The sequence below is a fragment of the uncultured Sulfitobacter sp. genome (genome assembly GCF_947499945.1).
GTDB lineage: Bacteria > Pseudomonadota > Alphaproteobacteria > Rhodobacterales > Rhodobacteraceae > Sulfitobacter.
On the sequence record NZ_CANMQD010000003.1, the window covers coordinates 309,807 to 330,368 of the forward strand.

Annotated in this window: 23 protein-coding genes; 8 read left to right on the forward strand and 15 right to left on the reverse strand. The window is 56.5% G+C overall.

Going from position 1 to position 20,562, the window contains the following annotated elements; all coding sequences use genetic code 11:
• The first annotated feature begins 135 nt into the window (after window positions 1-135).
• Window positions 136-597, forward strand: coding sequence for an Lrp/AsnC family transcriptional regulator (locus tag Q0775_RS15075; RefSeq protein WP_298862631.1), 462 nt, complete (start codon window positions 136-138; stop codon window positions 595-597).
• A gap of 235 nt (window positions 598-832) precedes the next feature.
• Here the strand turns inward: Q0775_RS15075 and Q0775_RS15080 are convergent, their stop codons facing one another.
• A complete protein-coding gene (locus tag Q0775_RS15080; RefSeq protein WP_298862634.1) occupies window positions 833-2,017 on the reverse strand; it encodes a cytochrome P450 in 1,185 nt (394 codons plus the stop codon).
• On the opposite strand from Q0775_RS15080, the gene Q0775_RS15085 reads away from it, so the two are divergent.
• The 5 genes from Q0775_RS15085 to Q0775_RS15105 all read left to right on the forward strand — a co-directional run bounded on the left by Q0775_RS15085 (window position 2,009) and on the right by Q0775_RS15105 (window position 8,478).
• The gene (locus tag Q0775_RS15085; RefSeq protein ID WP_298862637.1) at window positions 2,009-3,838 is read left to right on the forward strand and encodes an ATP-binding protein; all 1,830 of its coding nucleotides are present in this window, start codon (window positions 2,009-2,011) and stop codon (window positions 3,836-3,838) included. The two genes, Q0775_RS15080 and Q0775_RS15085, sit on opposite strands and share 9 nt — an antisense overlap.
• On the forward strand, window positions 3,835-5,079 hold the full coding sequence (locus Q0775_RS15090; RefSeq protein WP_298862640.1) for a sigma-54 dependent transcriptional regulator: 1,245 nt from the start codon (window positions 3,835-3,837) through the stop codon (window positions 5,077-5,079). The genes Q0775_RS15085 and Q0775_RS15090 overlap by 4 nt, the downstream gene beginning before the upstream one ends.
• A gap of 246 nt (window positions 5,080-5,325) precedes the next feature.
• Complete coding sequence (locus Q0775_RS15095; protein ID WP_298862643.1) at window positions 5,326-6,321, forward strand: DctP family TRAP transporter solute-binding subunit; 996 nt, start codon at window positions 5,326-5,328, stop codon at window positions 6,319-6,321.
• A gap of 95 nt (window positions 6,322-6,416) precedes the next feature.
• On the forward strand, window positions 6,417-7,097 hold the full coding sequence (locus tag Q0775_RS15100; RefSeq protein ID WP_298862646.1) for a TRAP transporter small permease: 681 nt from the start codon (window positions 6,417-6,419) through the stop codon (window positions 7,095-7,097).
• 4 nt (window positions 7,098-7,101) lie between these two features.
• Window positions 7,102-8,478: a TRAP transporter large permease gene (locus tag Q0775_RS15105; protein ID WP_298862649.1), complete on the forward strand. Its 1,377-nt coding sequence runs from the start codon at window positions 7,102-7,104 to the stop codon at window positions 8,476-8,478.
• 116 nt (window positions 8,479-8,594) lie between these two features.
• Here Q0775_RS15105 and tpiA read toward each other — a convergent pair whose 3' ends face one another.
• Window positions 8,595-9,344, reverse strand: coding sequence for a triose-phosphate isomerase (tpiA, locus tag Q0775_RS15110; RefSeq protein WP_298862652.1), 750 nt, complete (start codon window positions 9,342-9,344; stop codon window positions 8,595-8,597).
• 113 nt (window positions 9,345-9,457) lie between these two features.
• Between tpiA and Q0775_RS15115 the strand changes: the two genes are divergently transcribed.
• Complete coding sequence (locus tag Q0775_RS15115) at window positions 9,458-10,360, forward strand: 2OG-Fe(II) oxygenase family protein (protein ID WP_298862655.1); 903 nt, start codon at window positions 9,458-9,460, stop codon at window positions 10,358-10,360.
• Here the strand turns inward: Q0775_RS15115 and Q0775_RS15120 are convergent.
• The 7 genes from Q0775_RS15120 to Q0775_RS15150 all read right to left on the reverse strand — a co-directional run bounded on the left by Q0775_RS15120 (window position 10,350) and on the right by Q0775_RS15150 (window position 14,234).
• Window positions 10,350-10,679 (reverse strand): TfoX/Sxy family protein, encoded by a 330-nt coding sequence (locus tag Q0775_RS15120; RefSeq protein WP_298862658.1) that lies wholly within the window; start codon window positions 10,677-10,679, stop codon window positions 10,350-10,352. The two genes, Q0775_RS15115 and Q0775_RS15120, sit on opposite strands and share 11 nt — an antisense overlap.
• The gene (locus Q0775_RS15125; protein WP_298862661.1) at window positions 10,676-11,038 is read right to left on the reverse strand and encodes an iron-sulfur cluster assembly accessory protein; all 363 of its coding nucleotides are present in this window, start codon (window positions 11,036-11,038) and stop codon (window positions 10,676-10,678) included. The genes Q0775_RS15120 and Q0775_RS15125 overlap by 4 nt, the downstream gene beginning before the upstream one ends.
• Window positions 11,039-11,091: 53 nt before the next feature.
• Window positions 11,092-11,814: a DUF3307 domain-containing protein gene (locus tag Q0775_RS15130; RefSeq protein ID WP_298862664.1), complete on the reverse strand. Its 723-nt coding sequence runs from the start codon at window positions 11,812-11,814 to the stop codon at window positions 11,092-11,094.
• A gap of 52 nt (window positions 11,815-11,866) precedes the next feature.
• Window positions 11,867-12,481 (reverse strand): hypothetical protein, encoded by a 615-nt coding sequence (locus Q0775_RS15135; RefSeq protein WP_298862667.1) that lies wholly within the window; start codon window positions 12,479-12,481, stop codon window positions 11,867-11,869.
• A 122-nt stretch (window positions 12,482-12,603) separates the two neighbouring features.
• On the reverse strand, window positions 12,604-12,966 hold the full coding sequence (locus tag Q0775_RS15140) for an SUF system Fe-S cluster assembly protein (protein ID WP_298862670.1): 363 nt from the start codon (window positions 12,964-12,966) through the stop codon (window positions 12,604-12,606).
• A gap of 93 nt (window positions 12,967-13,059) precedes the next feature.
• The gene (locus Q0775_RS15145; protein ID WP_298862673.1) at window positions 13,060-13,341 is read right to left on the reverse strand and encodes a hypothetical protein; all 282 of its coding nucleotides are present in this window, start codon (window positions 13,339-13,341) and stop codon (window positions 13,060-13,062) included.
• A complete protein-coding gene (locus Q0775_RS15150; protein ID WP_298862676.1) occupies window positions 13,341-14,234 on the reverse strand; it encodes an SPFH domain-containing protein in 894 nt (297 codons plus the stop codon). Before Q0775_RS15150 ends, Q0775_RS15145 begins: the two co-directional genes overlap by 1 nt.
• A 110-nt stretch (window positions 14,235-14,344) precedes the next feature.
• Between Q0775_RS15150 and tgt the strand changes: the two genes are divergently transcribed.
• Window positions 14,345-15,472 (forward strand): tRNA guanosine(34) transglycosylase Tgt, encoded by a 1,128-nt coding sequence (tgt, locus tag Q0775_RS15155; protein ID WP_298862679.1) that lies wholly within the window; start codon window positions 14,345-14,347, stop codon window positions 15,470-15,472.
• 12 nt (window positions 15,473-15,484) lie between these two features.
• Here the strand turns inward: tgt and Q0775_RS15160 are convergent, their stop codons facing one another.
• The 6 genes from Q0775_RS15160 to paaB all read right to left on the reverse strand — a co-directional run bounded on the left by Q0775_RS15160 (window position 15,485) and on the right by paaB (window position 20,557).
• On the reverse strand, window positions 15,485-15,799 hold the full coding sequence (locus tag Q0775_RS15160) for a hypothetical protein (protein WP_298862682.1): 315 nt from the start codon (window positions 15,797-15,799) through the stop codon (window positions 15,485-15,487).
• A 94-nt stretch (window positions 15,800-15,893) separates the two neighbouring features.
• Window positions 15,894-17,927 (reverse strand): phenylacetic acid degradation bifunctional protein PaaZ, encoded by a 2,034-nt coding sequence (paaZ, locus tag Q0775_RS15165; protein WP_298862685.1) that lies wholly within the window; start codon window positions 17,925-17,927, stop codon window positions 15,894-15,896.
• Between the two features lie 26 nt (window positions 17,928-17,953).
• Window positions 17,954-19,021 carry a 2Fe-2S iron-sulfur cluster-binding protein gene (locus tag Q0775_RS15170; RefSeq protein WP_298862687.1) on the reverse strand — a complete coding sequence of 356 codons (1,068 nt, stop codon included), beginning with the start codon at window positions 19,019-19,021 and terminating at the stop codon, window positions 17,954-17,956.
• Window positions 19,022-19,029: 8 nt separating this feature from the next.
• A complete protein-coding gene (gene paaD / locus Q0775_RS15175) occupies window positions 19,030-19,488 on the reverse strand; it encodes a 1,2-phenylacetyl-CoA epoxidase subunit PaaD (protein WP_298862689.1) in 459 nt (152 codons plus the stop codon).
• Window positions 19,485-20,243, reverse strand: a complete 759-nt coding sequence (gene paaC / locus Q0775_RS15180) for a 1,2-phenylacetyl-CoA epoxidase subunit PaaC (RefSeq protein ID WP_298862691.1) — start codon at window positions 20,241-20,243, stop codon at window positions 19,485-19,487. The genes paaD and paaC overlap by 4 nt, the downstream gene beginning before the upstream one ends.
• Window positions 20,243-20,557 carry a 1,2-phenylacetyl-CoA epoxidase subunit PaaB gene (gene paaB / locus Q0775_RS15185; protein ID WP_298862693.1) on the reverse strand — a complete coding sequence of 105 codons (315 nt, stop codon included), beginning with the start codon at window positions 20,555-20,557 and terminating at the stop codon, window positions 20,243-20,245. The genes paaC and paaB overlap by 1 nt, the downstream gene beginning before the upstream one ends.
• Window positions 20,558-20,562: the final 5 nt, after the last annotated feature.

Sequence of the window (20,562 nt, forward strand, 5' to 3'; positions counted from 1 at the left end):
CGGTATCCTTTGCGTTACCCCTCAAGACATAGAACATTGTTCTGTATATGCGCCATATGGCTGGAGACATAAGAACAAACGTTCTATATTGATTCTGGCAAGGAACAGGCAGTCCAAAGAACAAGGAGAAATGGGATGAGCGTCCGGATAGACGAGATAGACAGGAAAATTCTGGCGGCATTGCAGGCAGATGCGAGCCGCTCATTAGATGAAATTGCCCGCGAAGTTGGCTCCAGCAAGACGCCGGTATGGAACAGGATTCGCAAACTTCGCGAGGCGGGAGTGATTGGTCAGCAGACTGTGGTGCTGGATGCAGAGGCGTTGGGATTCGAGGCGTGCTTCTTTGTCCTGATCCGCACCTCGGAGCATGAGGCCGACTGGCAGGCGCGGTTCCTCAAGGCATTGCAGGACCGTCCCGAGGTACAAGAGGCGCACCGTCTGGCAGGAGACATCGACTATATCCTGAAAGTGCGGGTCGAGAATGCGCGGGCTTATGACCGCTTCTATCAGGCGCTCATTTCCGAAGTGAGGGTACATAATGTTACCGCGCTGTTGTCGATGGAGCAGATCAAGTCCACAACCATGCTCCCTCTATAGGCTTTATCCAAAGGAGCGCTGACGCGCATTGCATATTTGGGGGGGATTGTTGATGGCTCGGCGATGATCTCGCAGGGCCGTCTTGGTGAGAGACTTTTTTAAAGATGCCTAGAGGGTGTTTAGGGCACTTTATGTCCTAAACGACCTGTTGCGATTTTGGGGTGTGCTGTCCACGCCTCAAGGACAAGCCGGACGATGTCCGGTCGCGTGCCGCGATCCTTGACCCGCTGCCATCTCACGGGCGTACCAATAGCCGGTCGAGTTTGTGAAAGTGGTAGCTGTTGGCAAATTTGGGGCGTTCGTCGAGCGTTAGGTGCGGGAAGCGGTCAAACAAGGCGGCAAGACCGATTTGCATCTCCATGCGGGCCAAGGGGGCGCCGATGCAAAAGTGCAAGCCACCCCCGAAAGCGGAATGGGCCTTTGGACTGCGGGTCGGAATGAACTCTGCAGGATTGTCGAGAAAGGCAGGATCGCGGTTGGCGGCGGCAAGAACAAGGCCCACGCGGCTGCCTTTTGGAAGGGTGACATTTGCAATCTCGACATCCTCATAGACGTAGCGGTCAAACATATGCAGTGGCGGTGTGAATCGGAGCAATTCCTCGCATGTGGCGGCAATGGCTGGGGGCGCAAGCGCGCTCAGGGGTGTGGTATGCTCAATCAGGCATTTGACCGCATTGCCGAGGCTGTGCACTGTCGCCTCATGCCCTGCATTGAGCAGCAGGACACATGTGCTGATGAGTTCGGATATGCTGAGGCGTGCGCCGTCCTGTTCTGCGGCGATCAACTCGGTGATGAGATCATCGGCAGGGGCCGCGCGACGTTTTTCAATATAGTCGGTGAGGAAGTCTGAGAATTCCCGTGCTGCCGTGGCTGCGGCATCCTCAGTAGCGCGTGTGCGCGTTGCCTGATAGATCGCGACCATATCGCTTGACCAGCGGAGCAAGTCGGGGGCCATCTGCTCTGGCACACCAAGTAAGCGTGCAATGATGCGTACGGGAAGTTGGCTGCAATACGTGGGGATCAGATCAAACGTGTGGTTGTCGGGGATATTTGACAACAACTCACGAGAGATTTCCACAATGTCGGGCTGCATTGCCTTGATCCTGCGAGATGTGAAGGCGCGTAATGCCAAACTGCGCAGACGGGTGTGATCAGGCGGCTCAAGCTCCAGCAAAGAGTGCTGCTCAACCGCGTAGAATGGCGTAAGATGGTCGGGTATGGGCCTGCGCTGCGCCTTTGGCACAGCACGGCCCAAGCGGCGGTCGCGCAGCAGCGCGCTCACGGTTGCCGCATCAAAGGCTGCCGCCATGCCGTAGTCTTCCCAGAACACAATCGGCCCTTCACGACGAGCTGTGTCATAGAATGGGTAGGGGTTTTGCACAAATACAGGGTCAAGCGGGGATTGGTGCAAATGTTTCATACAGCTATGAAGACGGGGTTGTGCTGGTCAATGCAAGCGCGGGCGCATAAATTGCCGCGTATGAAAAATGGATTTGGCATCAAAGAAGGGTTTGGCAGACGCGGCCTCGGCGTTGCGGTGTTTTTGATCTGCGTGGTGTTTCTGACAGGTGCCGTGTGGCGCTACGCGACCCATCAAGGGATGGCACAGCTTTCGGCGCGGGCTAATGCGGACTTGGCACTGGCCAGCGACCGGCTGGTTGGACAACTTCAGCGCTACCGCGATCTTGCAGTTGTCATGGCCGATCATCCGCAGGTCATCAGAGCAGTGCAGGGAACAGTGGTACCTCTGGATAGCACGCTGTTGCGTGGAGTGGCAGACCGCGCGGCGGCCCTTGATGTGATGGTGATTGATCGAAGCGGTCGTGTGTTGGTCGCAGCGCAGGATGGTGCTGGCAGCGTAAACGCGCGGGCCTTTGTAGCGCGCGCGCTCAACGGTGCCTTGGGGCGTGGCTACGGTGCTGATACGGCAACGGGTCGCAGTTATTTTTATGCCGCACCTGTTTTTGGCCCTGCGGGAAAAGTTCTGGGTGCGCTTGTTGTCTCAACGGACCTCAGTTCAGTCGATTATGCATGGCGCGGAGATACGGCACCGGTATTTTTCACCGACGGGGGCGGTCAGGTTCAAGTCTCCAATCGGTCCGAGCTGATTTTCTGGCAAAGGCCTACAGGCGAGATCGGTTTACGTTCCCCCCTTGGGATCGAGCCGGATTTCAGAGTGAGCAATGTCGGCACTCATGAGATTTGGCATCTGGGTTTGGGACCATATCTGCCCCGCGAGGCGCTTCATCTGACGCAAGATCTGCCTGTAATCGGGATGAAAGGCGAGGTGTTGATGAATGTGGCTCCTGTACGCCGTCTGGCTGCCTCTCAGGCTGCTGCGGTGGCCGCACTCTGTCTGGCTTTTGGGGCGCTCTTGTTTCTTGCGACGGAGCGGCGACGCACGCTTACCCGCGCAAATGTGCAACTCGAGGGCCGCGTGCGTGCGCGGACACAAGCGTTGCGCGACATCAACAACGAGTTGCGCCGCGAAGCCGCAGAGCGAACCGAGGCACAGTTGGCACTGGCCCGCGCTCAGGACGATTTGGTGCAGGCGAGCAAGTTGAGTGCTTTGGGGCAGCTGAGTGCGGGGATCAGCCATGAGTTGAACCAGCCGCTTATGGCGGTGCAATCCTTTGCTGAAAACGGCGTGCAATTCATAGAGCGTGGCAAGCCGGAGCGGGCGGCAGAAAATTTTGCCCGTATTTCCGACATGGCGAACCGCATGGGGCGCATCATTAAAAACCTTCGGGCTTTCTCCAGACAAGAAAGCGTGCAGCAAGTGCGTGTTGATCTGGGGGCGGTTATCGCATCCGCGCTGGAAATGACGCAACAACGCTGTTCCAAAATGGGCGTGCAAGTAGCCTATACGCCGCCGCCCGTTGCGATTTGGGTGCGGGGCGGAGAAGTGCGGTTGGGGCAAGTCTTTATCAATCTGATCACCAATGCCCTTGATGCGATGGAGGCAGCCGAGGTGCGCCGGTTGAACATCGAGATTATCCAAGGCAGCACGATTACCATTGAGATAAGTGATACAGGACCAGGGATCACAGCGCCCGAGCAAGTGTTTGATCCGTTCTATTCTACAAAGGATGTGGGGGCTGCGACAGGTGTCGGGCTGGGCCTGTCCATCAGCTATGCGATTGTGCATAGCGTTGGCGGTGAAATCAGGGCGCATAATGCAGCGCAGGGGGCGTGCTTCTGTGTGACATTGCTTCCCATGGCACAGGAAATTGCGGCATGAGTAATTTAGTTTTGCTTGTCGATGATGATGCGGCGGTTCGCGAAGCGTTGAGCCAAACTCTGGAGCTGGCCAGTTTAACGTGCATCGCGGCAGGCTCGTTTGTGGTAGCGGCCGATCATATTGCGCCAGAATTTGATGGCATCATCGTCTCGGACATCCGCATGCCGGGGCGAGACGGTTTTCATCTGTTGGCCCATGCCCAAGGGGTTGATCCTGATATTCCTGTTATCTTGCTCACGGGCGAGGGTGATATCCCCATGGCAGTAAAGGCGATGGGGGAAGGGGCGTTTGATTTTCTGGAAAAGCCCTGTGCGGCAAAGGATTTTGTGGCCGTTGTTGAACGTGCGCTCAAGACGCGGCGGCTGGTGCTGGAAAACCGTCAGTTGCGTCAATTGGTCGAGAGCGGTGACCCTGCCGCGCGTATGATTTTTGGCGCCTCCGATCTGGTGCAGGGTCTGCGTGCGCATGTCCGCCGCGTGGCCCAAGCGCAAGGCGATGTGCTGGTTACGGGGCCACAAGGCTCTGGCATTTCCAAGATTGCAGAAGTGATCCACCTCAGTTCCCTGCGCTCCAAACGTCCCTTTCTGAAACGCGCCGCTGTAGATCTGGATGCGACGGCGCTGGCGGGTGCATTTGCGCAAGGCGAGGGTGGCAGCCTTTTTATAGACGAAATTTCAATGCTGCCCGCGCAAAGCCAGCTTGCCCTTGCCGAAATCCTTGATGATGCGCCGCAAGCTCGGCTTATTGCCGGAACCACACGCGATTTGGCCGCCGAGCTTGAGGCGGGGCGGTTTAACGCAGACCTCTATTACCGTCTTACGGTGATGCCTGTGCGCATTCCGGCTTTGTCAGAGCGGCCAGAGGATATTCCTGTGCTTTTTCGCCGCTATGTGTCCCAAGCGGCAGAGCAAAGCGGGCAGGCCGCACCCCCTGTGAGTGCACAGATTGATGCCGATCTGATGGCACGCGAATGGCCCGGCAACGCGCGGGCATTGATGACCGAGGCGATGCGCTTTGTTATGGGCATGTCGGGTCTTGACGCAGCCCACTCAGGGGAAGTCGATATTCCGCTTGGTCTGACAGCACATTTGGCGCAAGTTGAGCAGTCTTTGATCGAGGGGGCGTTGCGCCGTGCAAAGGGCCAAGCCACGGAGGCAGCCCGTGCACTCCAACTGCCGCGCAAGACATTTTATGACAAATGTACCCGCTACGCGATCAAACCCGAGGATTTTCGCGCCTGAGTCGCTGTCTTTGGGTGTGCGGAATTCCGCACAGCCATGGGGGGTGGGGTGCGATATTCCGCACGGTGCACAAAATATGCTTGCGCTAACACATCTTGTGGCTGTCGCTATCTGTATGAATTAGTGCTGAAAAATACTATTTTATAGGGGGTTCTATCGACCCCTTGCGATGTGCCGCTTCCAGCATAATAGTACCTCATCGCGGCAAAAAATCGCCGTATCACTATTTCTCTGGGAGGAGACATCATGAAATTTGTAACTGCGGCCGTTCTGGCCATTTCCCTGTCCGCCGGTGCCGTATCGGCAGCTTGTGATGACGGCGAGATCGTTATCAAGCTGAGCCACGTCACAAACACCGACAAACACCCTAAAGGTATCGCGGCCAGCTTGCTTGAGCAGCGTATCAACGACGAGATGAACGGCAAAGCCTGCATGGAAGTCTTCCCGCAGTCCACGCTTTATAACGATGATCAGGTTCTCGAGGCGCTTCTGCAGGGCGATGTCCAGATGGCGGCACCGTCGCTGTCCAAGTTCGAGCAGTTCACCAAGCAATTCCGCATCTTTGACCTTCCGTTCATGTTCAAGAACATCAACGCCGTTGACGAGTTTCAGAACTCCGAGACAGGTCAGGCGATGAAAGAATCCATGACAAAGCGCGGCCTGCTGGGTCTGGCGTTCTGGCACAACGGTATGAAGCAGATGTCGGCCAACAAGCCGCTGAACCTGCCATCCGATGCCGATGGTCTCAAGTTCCGCGTGCAGAACTCTGACGTTCTGAAGGCACAGATGGCGGCGATGGGTGGCTCACCCCAGCCGATGGCATTCTCCGAAGTATATGGCGCCCTTCAAACTGGCGTTGTTGACGGCCAAGAAAACACATGGTCCAACATTTACGGCCAGAAATTCTTTGAAGTCCAGGACGGTGTCACCGAGACAAACCATGGCATCATCGACTACATGCTTGTGACGTCCACAGACTGGTTCGAGGGTCTGCCAGAGGACGTACGCACACAGTTGACCACAATCGTCAACGAAGTGACCGAAGCGCGTAACGCTGAGTCCACAAACGTAAACGCAGCCGCCAAGGCCGCGATCATCGAAGCAGGCGGTGTCGTTCGTGAGTTGGACGCAGCAGGCCGTGACGCATGGGTCACCGCGATGAAGCCGGTTTGGGAAGAGTTCAAGGCCGACGTAGGCCAAGAGAACATCGACGCAGCACAAGCGATCAACGCAAAGCACTAAGACCTTTTAGGTCTAACCGCACCCCGCCCGACAGTATCGGGCGGGGTGTCTTTTACGCGAAGTCGCGTCCCCCCTATGAGTAGGAGTGTTTTCATATGGCACATGCTTACGTGGCAAAATCGGCCCTTGGCCGCGTCGTCAACGAGATTGAGGAGACGGCAATTGCTGTGATCCTTGGACTGATGACGATCATTACATTTATCAACGTTGTGTTGCGCTACGGGTTTAACACCGGATTGATCTGGGGCCTTGAAGCGGTGACATTTCTGTTTGCGTGGCTGGTTCTGTTCGGGGTTAGCTATACCGTCAAAGTGACAGCCCAGTTGGGTGTGGATGCGGTGATCAATCTGGTATCACCCTCTACCCGCAAAATTTTGGCATTGGTCGCAGGAGCGGTGTGCATTGCCTATACCGCATTGGTGCTAAAGGGTGCATGGGACTATTGGGCACCTTTTGCAAATTTGAATGCAACCTCTGGCCACTGGTTCCCTACAGGGTTCGAGAACAGTCGCAATCAGGGTTGGTATGAAGTGATCGACATCCCGTTCCCTGAATGGCTCCGCTGGATCGAGCCGTTTATGAACGATGGCGATTCTTACGAGAAACTTCCGCGTTTCATCCCCTATGCGATGTTGCCCTTTGGTATGGCGCTGCTGCTGTTTCGCTTTGTCCAAGCGTTCATGAGCGTATGGCGTGGGCACACGACCAGTCTGATCGTAAGCCATGAAGCCGAAGATGACATCAAAGATGTCCAACACATGAACGCAGGGGACTGATCACATGGAAGTTGTTGTTCTATTTACGATGGTGATCGGTTTGATGCTGATAGGTGTGCCGATTGCGGTGGCCCTCGGCACGTCCTCCATCATCTTTTTGCTGGTTTTGTCTGATACTTCGCTGGCGTCGATTGCGCAGACGTTGTTTCAGGCCATGGCAGGGCACTATACCTTGCTTGCGATCCCGTTCTTTATTCTCGCGTCATCATTTATGTCGACGGGGGGCGTGGCACGGCGGATCATCCGCTTCTCCATCGCCCTAGTAGGACACTTGCCAGGTGGTTTGGCGATTGCGGGTGTCTTTGCCTGTATGCTTTTCGCAGCACTCTCAGGCTCGTCTCCTGCGACAGTTGTTGCCATCGGCTCCATCGTTATCGTGGGCATGCGTGAAGTCGGCTATACCAAAGACTTTGCGGCTGGGGTGATCGCAGTTGCCGGTACGCTTGGCATCCTTATCCCGCCAAGCATCGTGATGGTGGTCTATGCCTCCGCCACGGACGTGTCGGTGGGACGGATGTTCCTTGCGGGAGTTATTCCGGGTTTGCTGGCGGGCTTTATGCTGATGCTCACCATTTATATCATCGCACGGGTGCGTGATCTGCCCAAGGGTGAATGGAAGGGCTGGGGCGAAGTACGCCGCAGCGGTATGGAAGCGGGTTGGGGTTTGTTCCTGATCGTGATCATTCTGGGCGGTATCTATGGCGGTGTGTTTACACCGACCGAAGCAGCAGCGGTCGCGGCGGTCTATGCCTTCTTTATCGCGTCGTTTGTCTACCGTGATATGGGGCCACTGCATGTGAAGGGGGACGAGAAGAACATCCCCTTCCTCTCGCGCCCATGGGTGCTGATCACAGCATTCTTCCACAAAGATACGCGCAACACGCTGTTTGATGCAGGCAAGCTCACCGTCACGCTCATGTTTATTATCGCCAACGCGCTGATCCTCAAGCATGTGCTGACGGACGAGCAAATTCCGCAGCAAATCTCGGCTGCGATGCTGGATGCAGGATTTGGCCCTGTGGTGTTCCTGATCATCGTGAACATCATCCTACTGATCGGTGGCCAGTTTATGGAGCCATCGGGCCTGCTCGTTATCGTGGCACCACTTGTGTTCCCTATCGCAATCGAGTTGGGGATCGATCCGATCCACCTCGGCATTATCATGGTAGTGAACATGGAAATCGGGATGATTACGCCGCCTGTGGGGCTCAACCTCTTTGTGACCTCCGGCGTGGCGAATATGCCGATGATGAATGTGGTGCGTGCTGCACTGCCATTTCTCGCCGTGCTCTTTGTCTTCCTGATTATGGTGACCTACATTCCTGCCATCTCGACGTGGTTGCCCACGCTCATGATGGGGCCGGAGATCATTGTGAAATAGGTGCTCACAATACAAGTAACAGTAAGCGAGGGCGCGACACCGTTTTGGGGTCGCGCCCTTTGGTTTTGGGAAACTGAGTTTATTCAGAAAGATGGAGGGGGGGGGGCGGTTTTGCCTCAGCTTTGTGAGAGTGCCGTGATAATGGGGGCAAAATCTGCCGCCTTCAGGGAGGCACCACCAACAAGAGCGCCGTCCACATTTGCGGCCTTGAAGATGGTGGCCGCATTGTCGGGTTTGACAGAGCCACCATAGAGCAGGGGGATCATGTCAGCAATCTCTGTGCCATAACGGCTGGTGAGGCGCTCTCGAATGAAATCATGAACTTCGACAATTTGCTCAAGCGTTGGCACTTTGCCTGTGCCAATGGCCCAGATCGGTTCATAGGCGATAACAGTGTTGGTGGGCGTCACCGCACTGGGCAGGGAGCCTGCAAGCTGGCCTGCGATGATGTCGAGGGTGTTGTTTGCCTCATGGTCCTCAAGCGTCTCACCGATGCAGATGATTGCGGTGAGGCCTGCGGCCCAAGCGGTTTTGGCCTTCTTGCGCACATCGCGGTCGCGTTCCTCATGGGCATCGCGCCGCTCCGAGTGGCCCACAATGACATGGGTAGCCCCTGTATCTGCGATCATGGAAGCAGAAACATCGCCGGTAAACGCGCCGCTTTCCTGCATGTGGCAATCCTGTGCGCCAATCTGGATACCGGTCTCTTTTGCAGCCTGTGTGGCACGGTAAAGCAGGGGTGCAGGAGGGCAAATCACAACATCAGGGGCGTTGGTTGGGAGTGACGATTTGAGGGCTTCCAACTCGGTCAGGCTTGCTGCTGTGCCGTTCATCTTCCAGTTGCCTGCTGCCAGTTTACGTCGCATGCCATGTCCTTCGTTGGGTTGATTGTGCTTAGCATTGGCATCGCGCGGGTTCAACGATGGCGTTATGTAACGCTGCAGGTTAGAGAGACACAAACAAGTATGGAGGGGGGCATATGATCCCGTCAATCGATCTTAAAGCGTTGCAAGCAGGTGAGAGCGCTGCGCTGAAGGCCATGCGCGACGCGGCCACGGGTGTAGGATTTGCCACTGTGTACAATACGGCGCTTGGTGCGCCGCGCGTGCGCGAGGTGATTGAAATGTACCGCGCGTTTTTCAAACTGCCAGAAGCGGACAAGCAACCCTATAGCATGGCGGGAACAGGGGCAAACCGTGGCTGGGGGGCCGCCGGAACCGAGCAGGTCGATCCAGATGCAAACCCCGATTACAAACAGTATTTCGACAGCGGCGTAGTGCTGGAAGCGGGTGATCCGCGCAGTGCGATGCCCGTTTATGCACCCAACATCTGGCCGGCCAAACCTGCCGCGTTCGAGGCGGTGATTACGGGTTATTATGAAGAGGCATGCGGAGTTGCAATGTCGGTACTGCGCGGTGTAGCGCAATCGATTGGTGCGCCGCGCGATGCGTTCGACTCAGGCTTCGAGACACCGATGGCTTTGTTGCGTGGTAATTATTACCCCCAAAGGCCCGATTGGGCGGGGGCAAAGGATTTCGGAATTGCGACCCACACTGACTATGGCTGCTTGACCTTACTGGCCACGGACGGCTCACCCGGATTGGAAGTGCGCAAACGCGGGGGCGGATGGATTCCCGTCAGTGCGGAGCCCGGGACATTTGTGATCAACTTTGGCGAGATGATGGAGGTCTGGACAGACGGGCTGGTTCGGGCAACGCCGCACCGCGTGGTGGGCGGCGTGAACGAGCGGATATCCGTGCCGCTGTTCTTCAACCCTGCCCACGATACCAATGTGGCACCCTTAGGATCGGGCGAAGTGGTTCTGGCTGGAGAACATCTGGCAGCGCGTTTTGGCGAGACATATTTGCACCTCAAGAAGTAAGCGCATCCAATGCTTCACGGGCAAGGGCGCAGGCCACTTGGGGATTATCGAGGGTGGCATCCGGCAAGGTCCAATAGGGCATGGCTGATTGTTTGCCGTCCTTGCGCTCAAAGGTCCATTCGTCGCCTCCCAGCGCGTCCATGCGTTTTGCAAAGCCGCCTTTTGCCTTGAGCATGAGGCGGCCGTCAGAAAGTTGCACCGCAAATATCGTCGAGCCGCTATAGAGGCCCATACCGCCGAACATGCGGCGGGTATTCAGGTCAGGGATGTCGTCGAACAACTCGCGCGCAAAGGCCATATCGCCTTCGCTCAAGCTCATTTGGCGAAGAGTGTCTCGTCGAATTTGATGGATTCACCGCAACCGCAAGCCTCTGAGACATTGGGATTGTTGAATTTGAACCCGCTCTCAAGCAGGGAGGTTTCATAGTCGATCTGGGTGCCAAAAAGGAACATCTGTGCCATGGGTGCGATCATGACGCATGCGCCGTCCTGCTCGACCACTTCGTCATTGGGGTCGGCCACATCCACATATTCCATGGTGTATTCCATACCCGCACAGCCGCCTTTTTTCACGCCGATGCGTAGGCCTGCGTGGCCTTTGGAGGTCATCAGCTTGATGATTTGTGCTGCTGCTTTGTCGGTCATGGTGACCGCTTGCTTGCCTGGAATGCCGAACATGTTGGTGCTCCTTTGATCCATAGATAAGGGCGCTGTGGCGCAATCTCAAGGGTTTAGTAGCCTAATGCGCGCATCGTTGCGATGGTCGCGAAACTTGCGGCTAGTGCCCAGCCGAATGAGGCAAGCGTGCCGATGATCACATATTCGCTCAGCTTTTGATCGCGTGACACAGTGTCGAAACGCAGAATCGACTTTGCCGCGATGAGAAACCCGATGCCAGACGGTTCTCCGATCATGACCATGAGGAAGATTAGCCCGCGTTCCATCAACCCGATTATGCGGCCTGCGTATTCCAGTCCTTCAGGCTGTGCATCAGATTTGAACCGCGCCATGAGGTGGCCTACCGCCGGGCCACCTGCCATGGTTGCAGTGATCAAGCCGCTTACAACAAGGGCCACCTGTATCATATCGGTCGAAAGGGGTGGCCACCAATGGGCGAGGATCTCATTAGGCAGCCACGTGACCGCCAGCAGCAGCACGACCAGATGCGCACCCTGATCAACCAGATAACTGCGCAAATCATCAGGTGCGAGGTGGACCTTGATGGCGTCAATCAGCACATGGCTCAGTGCAATGCCAAGGGCCAACAGCATGGCACCGCCAGACAGAAGTGCGGTGAGCGCAAATACATGAACGCCGTGCATGAGCAGGATCAGAGGGCGATGTTTGTTCAGCACCATATACGTGGTTTGGAACACAAAATCTGCCAGTAGATGTGCAGTGACCAGCGCGATCAACAACTCAATCGTGAGGAGGGGCATTACGGGCATCGTCATGGAAATAATCTGAGCATATAAAAAGGGTTGCTTTCACATGATGCAATAAAATTTAGTTGCATTTTGAATCTTCGAAAACGGTGCAGCAGTCCAATAATGCAGAAACGCCTGCAGCATCTGCCTGCTTCTGGACCATCTGCCGACTGCGGCCAAAAATTTGGGCGAGTGCCTCATGCGTCGGTCCATCGGGAGCCAGAAGTGCCTGTGCGACTTGGGCTTGTTTCGGGGTCCAGCCCTGTATGATGTGATCGGCCAGGGGCAGGGCTGCCCGTAAGATGGCAGGCCCATTCGGCGCCGCCATGAGGGGCGTACGTTTTAGACTGTCGAGAGCGCGGCCAGACAGGACAAAGGCAGGGCCATCTGCGCCTGCAAGGTCGCCATTTTGCAACGTGCCTTGGCCCAGCCCAATCCCGATGCGGGTATCGCGTGCTTTGCCAGTTGTCCTGACAGCGGCCCGCAGGATGAGAGCGCCGCGCAATGCAAAGCGTGTTGGCAGCGCCATTTGCCAACCGTCCCCGCGAAAACGGGCAAACGGGGCAGTGCTGTCGGGCCATTCCGCGATGACCTGTGCGGCTGCTTCCAGAGCGGCAAAGATATCATCCAGACTACCCGCCTCCAAATCACTGGAGCGGACAATATCGCCTGTAAACACGGCCAGATTTTTCATAGTCATCCTTTGGAGCACTTTTATCTCGGTCACCAGTTTGACAGGGGGAGCAGAGAGGGGCAACAACGCAAACGGGCCACCCCAATATGAGGTGGCCCGCCAAACAGTCACATCTTGAAAACTTACATGAAGCCCAGCTCAAGCCGTGCTTCATCCGACATCATATCCATGCCCCACGGCGGCTCCCAAACCAACTCGACGTCCACTTGTTTGACGCCGGCCAGTGGCTCGACCGCATCCGCAACCCATCCGGGCATTTCACCCGCCACAGGACAGCCCGGCGCCGTCAGCGACATCTTAATGGAAACAGCATTCTCGTCGTTGATATCAATAGTATAGATAAGGCCCAACTCATAGATGTTCACTGGAATTTCTGGGTCATAGACCGAGCGGCAGGCCTCAACCACTTGCTCATAGAGCGGGTGATCGGTGCTTGACGGCGCGATCAAAGGGGTGCCTTCAAGAGGGGGAATTGAATTGGTCATCTGCGCCTCGTTCATAAACTTGACTATTTATATATGGATTAGCAGCTTCAAGGTCCAGAGGGCCTGTGCCAAGAGTTCGGACTGCTGTCATAATTACCCTTCGTTGATGTCGCGTGTGACGACACGTGCACCGCTCGACTGGTTCTTAAAAGCAAGTTTGAGCACGATCCAAGCGATCAAAGACAGTCCGGCAAACAATGCCAGCAGGGCGGAGGTGTTTGTGATGGCAGTAAACGCCACCACACCTGTCATCACAAGTGCCCCAAGGGCGAAGCCGAGGAAGATCGAAGTAGGTAAGATAAGTTCAATCAACGCAAGCGCCAGAGCCGCACTCAGCCAGACCCACCAAATGTGCAGCAGACTGGTCACATCCATTAGCCGCGTCCCTTCAGTAGTTTAAACGCATCACCGAAGGCGGCGAGTGCCTCTGAAGGGACGATGACAGTGTTGCTGCCTTGTCCGTTGCTCATGGTGCCAAGAGCTTCGACCTGCTTGAGCGCGATCTGGTATTGCGCCGCCTCAAGACCGTTTTCGTTGATTGCGGTCGCGACCACTTGGGTTGCATAGGCTTCGGCGTCGGCCAGCACGCGGCGGGCTTTGGCGGTCTGCTCAGAGGCATAGAGTTCCGCATCCGCAGCAAGCTCAACAGCGCGTTTGGATCCTTCGGCCTCGGTCACTTGGGCGCGGCGCGCACGCTCGGCATTCAACTGCTGCATCATGGCCGCACGGGTTGCGGCATCAAGGTTTACGTCCAAAATCTCGGCGCGGGTTACTTCAATGCCCCAGTTCTCGACCGATTCCACGACGTTGTTCTTGATCGTAGCAATCAGGGCAGAGCGGTTGGCTTGCACTTCGTCGAGGTCCATCATGCCAATCTCGGCACGCACAATACCTGCAACAGTTGTGGCAATGGCACTGTCCACGTCGCGGATACGGTAGACTGTCTTTTCCGGCTCAATAATGCGGTAGAATACGGATGTGTCGACTTGCACCAGCACGTTGTCACGGGTAATTGCGTCCTGAGACGCAGTGGGCAACTGGCGCTCCAGAATGGAAATCTGATGCGCGATTTTGTCAAAGAAGGGCACGATCAGGTTGATCCCTGGCCCAAGAACCGCACGCAATCTGCCAAAGCGCTCAACGACATGCTGCTCTGATTGCGGGACGATTTTGACGGCCTTAAGGACGACCACAATCAAGACAATAGCCAGCAAAAGCCATCCGAGGTTCCTCTGGATGATGCTCAGGATAAGTTCTTCGGTGCTCAAGGCGATATTCCTTTGGTTGATTTCCCTGTCTATGTGGTGATGATATGCGCCGATTGCAAGACGCGGGACAGTGGGTTAGGCCAGCGCAACTGCACTGTGAGGGGCCAAAGATGACCGCAATTACATACCAGATCGACGCAACGGACGGGCGTGCACGCACAGGCAAGATTAATACGCCACGCGGTGAAATACGCACGCCTGCGTTTATGCCTGTTGGCACGGCGGCCACGGTTAAGGCGATGATGCCCTCATCGGTGCGTGAAACGGGTGCGGATATCCTGCTGGGCAATACCTATCACCTGATGCTGCGCCCCACCGCAGAACGGATAGCCCGCCTTGGCGGGTTGCACAAATTTATGAATTGGGATCGGCCTATTCTGACGGATAGCGGTGGTTTTCAGGTGATGAGCCTTGCGAATTTACGCAAATTGACCGAGCGCGGCGTGACATTCAAAAGCCATATCGACGGTTCCAAGCATGAGATTACGCCAGAGCGCTCTATGGAAATCCAAGAGCTGCTCGGCTCGGATATTGTCATGTGCTTTGATGAATGTCCGGCGCTGCCTGCGGACCGTACGCGCATTGCCGAGAGTATGGAGCTGTCGATGCGGTGGGCGAAACGGTCCAAGGATGCTTTTGGTGATCGCCCCGGTCATGCGCTTTTTGGTATTCAGCAAGGCGGACTGGAGCAAGACCTGCGGCAGCAGTCAGCGGAAGCGCTGCGCGAGATCGGCTTTGATGGATATGCCGTGGGCGGTCTGGCCGTGGGTGAGGGTCAGGAGGCCATGTTCGGTTGTCTTGACTATGCGCCAGAACAACTGCCGCAGGATAAGCCACGCTACCTGATGGGGGTGGGCAAACCAGACGATATCGTTGGCGCTGTGGCGCGGGGCATTGATATGATGGATTGTGTGCTGCCGTCCCGCTCTGGCCGTACGGGGCAGGTGTTTACGCGCATGGGTGTGCTTAACATTAAAAACGCCCGCCACGCGGATGATCCGCGCCCGCTTGATGAGAACTGCGATTGTCCAGCGTGCCAGAATTACTCCCGCGCATATCTCCACCATGTGTTCCGCAGCCAAGAGATGATCAGTTCAATGCTGCTCACATGGCATAACCTGCGGTATTATCAGGATATTATGGCGGGTATGCGGGAGGCGATTGCAGCTGGCACCTTCACCCAGTGGCAAGCGGAATTTCACGCAGGCCGTGCGCAGGGCGATATTGATCCGCTGTAACTTTCGGTTGGCTTAGAACGGTTGGTTTGTGTGCTGCTGCTTGACTGATGCGGGCACACGGATGGGGATACCCATCCCGCCGCGTGGTCCGTCATCCTTGTCATCGCTGCCGGACATGAGCATGATCGCGACACCAAATTGGACGCCTGCAAAGACAATGCCGTTCAAAACCCAAAACACGACGATCGCCATGATGCCGATATCGGAGCCGCTGACGAGCTGCCATAGGTTTGCCACGTTGAACCACATAATAGCGGCTGTAAACACGCCCGAGACGGTAAAGCCGATGATGCAATTGATAATGTAGAACCGGATAAATTTTGGCATGATACGCTCCTTGTTCACACGTTAAGGTAACTCTTCTATAGGCAGGTTCAAGATTGACCCCTTAGACCAGCGGGAACAGGCCTAGGGCAAATAGCTACACAGTCTCATAGGCATTCATGGTCAGCAATTCGTATTCCGCAACCAGATCATCATCCTGATTGGTCACAGTCACATGCCAGCGCACCTGACCGTACGTATTCGTACGGGGCGTCTTTTTCTTGACCGTCAGACGAACTTTAATCTCTTCGTCTGGCGAGACAGGCTTCATAAAGCTCAGATTGCCAAGGCCTGTGTTGGCAAGTACCGGACCCGGATCAGGTTGCACGAATAGACCCGCAGCAAAGCTCAGCAGCAGGTAGCCGTGGGCCACACGACCAGGGAAGAAGGGGTTGGCTTTTGCAGCCTCCTCATCCATGTGACCATAGAAAGTATCACCTGTGAAATGCGCAAAGGTTTCAATGTCTTGAAGTGTGACTTTGCGCGATGGCGTATAGAGCGTCTCACCTAGTTTCAGCTCATGGAAATTGCGGGTGAAAGGGTGGGGGCCGCCTGTATGCTCAGCCGCACCCGGCACCCATTGCTCACCGATCGCGGTGAGAATGTCAGGACTGCCTTGGATTGCCGTGCGCTGCATGTAATGCATGACACCGCGAATGCCGCCCAGTTCCTCACCGCCACCCGCACGACCCGGACCGCCATGAACCATGTGGGGCATGGGCGCGCCGTGACCTGTGGAGTCCGCCATTGAATCCGCATTGTTGAAATAAAGACGCCCGTGCCACGCCGCAGCACCCATGACCATTTGGCGCGCCAGCGCACCATCGCGGGTGATAACCGACGCGACAAGCGAGCCCTTGCCACGGTTGAGCAACTCAATCGCGTGATACACATCGCGGTAGGGCATGACGGTGCTCACCGGGCCAAATGCCTCGGTGTCATGCAGGCGCTCTGCCACATCGGGATCGGCACAATGGAACAGCATGGGGGGCAGGAACGCACCCTTGTCGCGGTCCGCACCATGAACTTCAAAATTGTCAGGATCGCCAAAAACACGCTCGGCCTCTGTGCCAAGGGTTTTCGCCTTCTCCAGAACATCATCGCGCTGCGAACGGCTTACCAATGCGCCCATGCGGGTGGCCTTGTCACGCGGATCACCAATCACGGTTTTGGCCAAACGGGACGAGAGTGCTTCGATCACCGCTTCCACATGGTCCGCAGGAGCCATGATGCGGCGGATTGCAGTACATTTCTGCCCCGCCTTGGTGGTCATTTCGCGATGGGCCTCTTTGATGAACAGATCAAACTCGGCCGTGCCGGGGACAGCATCAGGGCCAAGGACGGAGGCGTTTAAACTGTCCTGCTCCGCCACGAACGTCACAGCGTTTTCCAACAGATGCGGGGTAGAGCGCAACATGAGTGCGGTCTGCGCCGAGCCGGTAAAGCTGATCACATCCTGCGCGTCCGTGTGCAGCAGCAGATCGCCCACACCGCCTGAAATCAACTGCAACGCGCCATCGGGCAGGATTCCACTGTCGAGCATGAGCTTCACGCAAAGGTGCGTGACATAACACGACGCAGTGGCGGGTTTTACGATAGAAGGGACGCCTGCAAGGAAAGTCGGCGCGAATTTCTCCAACATGCCCCAGACGGGGAAGTTATAGGCGTTGATATGGATGCCGACGCCTTGCATGGGCACGCATACATGTTGGCCCAGAAACGTGCCTGTTCGGCCCAACTGCTCAATCTCGCCGTCCAGATAAATCTGCGCATCCGGCATTTCGCGCCGCCCTTTGGAGGCAAAGACGAACATCGTTCCGATGCCACCGTCGATGTCAAAGGCGTGGTCGGATTGCGTGGCCCCAGTCTCGAACGACAGGTCATAAAGCTGTTGCTTATGTTCCGTCAGGTGCATCGCCAGCGCCTTGAGCATCCTTGCGCGGTCGTGGAATGTCAGCTTGCGCAGGTTTGGGCCACCAACCTCACGGGCATAGGCATGCATGCCTGCCACATCGAGACTGCTGTTGCCCGCCTGGGCGATAATCGCACCCGTAACAGCCGAAGCAATCGTGCGGGCGCCGCTATCAGGCGCGACCCATTGGCCAGCCGCAAATGAGGAGACATTCAACATCGGGTATTCCTTATTGGTCGCAATTCTTACTGATCATAGTCAAAGCGGACAGTGTCGGTGAGCGGATAACACTGGCAGGTCAGCACAAAGCCGTCTGCGACCTCGTTGTCCTCAAGCGCGTGGTTGGTCAGCATCTCGACTTCGCCCTCGGTCACACGGGCACGGCAGGTGGAACAGACGCCCGCCTTGCAGGCAAAGGGCGCGTCCATCGCATTGTCGAGTGCAGCGTCAAGCAGGCTCATATCGCGGGGCATTTTGAAGCTGCGTGTAGCACCGTCCATCGTGACAGTCGCCTCTGTCATCGCTCCTGCAAGGGCGGCATCCGCGGCAATCGCCTGCTTCTTGGCGCGGCCCGGTTGGGAGGAGCCAAAAAGCTCGAACTTGATCTGGTCATCCGTTAGGCTGTGCGCCCGCAGCGAGGCGGCAATGCCCAGCATCATCGGCTCAGGTCCGCAGATAAACGCGGTATCCACGGAGGCGATATCAATCCAGCGGCTAAAGAGTTGGGCGCATTTCTCCTCGTCCACGCGTCCTGTAAACAGATCAATATCCTGCGCGTCCGCCTCCAACACATGGATCACATTCACGCGGCCCATGTAGGTGTTCTTTAGGTCCTCCAACTCGGCGCGGAACATGATCGTGCTCACGGCGCGGTTGGCATAGACAAGGGTAAAGCGAGAGTGTGGCTCACGGGTGAGCACCGTGCGCATGATGGACAAGACGGGCGTAATGCCGGAACCACCCGCAAACCCAAGATAGTGTCGATGGGCATCGGCGTCTAAGGCCGTGTGAAACTTGCCCATCGGCGGCATCGCTTCCAGCGTATCACCGACTTTGATCTGGTCATTGGCCCAAGTGGAGAAGGCTCCCCCCTCGACCCGTTTGATCCCGACCTGCAAGACGCCATCATCCAGCCCCGCACATATGGAATAACTGCGGCGCAACTCCTCGCCGTCAAATTCACGGCGAAAGGTGAGGTACTGGCCTTGGACGAAATCGAAGTCCGACCCCTCGGGCGGAGCCAAGCTCACCACGACAGCATCGCGAATGGTTTTATGGACGTCTGTGACCGTAAGCGGATGGAAGCGGGCCATGGGTTACCTCAGATACATTTGAAATAGTCGAAAGGCTCAAGGCAGCTGAGACAGCGCCAATGAGCCTTGCAGGGGGTTGAGCCAAACTGGCTCACGCGTTCTACGTTTGCCGATTGGCAGCGCGGGCATTTGGACGGGCCTCCCGCAGCGGAAGGCGGGGCGATTCCATACTCTTCCAGCTTGGCCGCACCCTTGGCGCTGAGCCAGTCGGTGGTCCAAGGCGGCGAGAGTTGCTGCTTGAGCCTGATTTTTGTCAGGCCAAGGTCGCGCAAGGCCGTCTCAACATCCAGGTTGATGATCGAGGTGGCGGGACAGCCCGAATAAGTGGGGGTGATCGCCACCACAACTGTATCGTCCTCCCATGTCACATCACGAATGATGCCCAAATCCACAACCGAGATCACGGGGATCTCCGGGTCCGGCACCTCGTCGAGCCACGCCCATATGGTGTCAACGTCAGGTGTCACCAGTTTGCACCCGGATAAGCACGCTGAAGCCATTGCATTTGGGTCAGAAGGTGACCCAGATGCTCCGTATGCTGACGACCTGTGCGCCCGCCTTTGTGGGCGAAATCATCTTGGGGGATCGCAAGGGTCGCTTCGGTCAGCGTGTCACTGACCAGCGCTATCCATGTGTCACGCAGGCTTATGGGATCGGGGATCACACCCGCCGCTGCCATCTCGGCATCTATCGCGTCACACTCGAACATCTCGCCCGTAAACGGCCAGAGCAGGTTGAGGCCATTCTGCATGAACTCATGGCTCTCGGGGGTGCCATCACCCAAAGCGATCACCGTCTCGGCAGAGCGTTCGAAATGATAGGTCGCTTCTTTCACCGCCTTCGCCGCAATCTCGGCAATGCGCGGATTGGTGGAATCCTTGAGGGCCGTGAGCAGGGTGCGGTGATAGGCGTCAAACAGAAACTGGCGCATCATGGTGTGGCCGAAGTCGAGGTTAGGACGCTCCACCATCAGGATATTGCGGAAATCCCAAACATCGCGCAGCATCGCCAGATCATCGGCGGAACGGCCCTCATTCTCGATTTCCGCCGCATAGCCCAGCCACATCTGCGTTTGGCCAATCAGGTCCAGCGCGGTGTTCGCCAGTGCGATATCTTCCTCCAGAACAGGTGCCTTGCCGCACCACTCCGAAACGCGGTGCCCAAGCACAAGTGTATTATCCCCCAGCCGCAGCAGGGTCTGAAAAAGTGCAGCATTACTCATTACATATGGCCCACTTCGTCAGGCACATCAAAGAAGGTGGGGTGGCGATAAACCTTGTCGTTGGAGGGATCATACAGCGCCTCCTTGTCACCGGGGGCGGAGGCATGGATCGCCTCGGCCTCAACAACCCAGATGCTCACGCCCTCATTGCGGCGGGTATAGACATCGCGCGCGTTCTTGATCGCCATTTCGGCGTCAGGTGCATGGAGCGAGCCTACATGGCGGTGGCTTAGGCCGTGCTGGCCACGAATGAAAACTTCAAAGAGAGGCCATTCACCTGTGCGTTTGGGTGGGGTTGTGGCTTGGTCGGTCATATCGG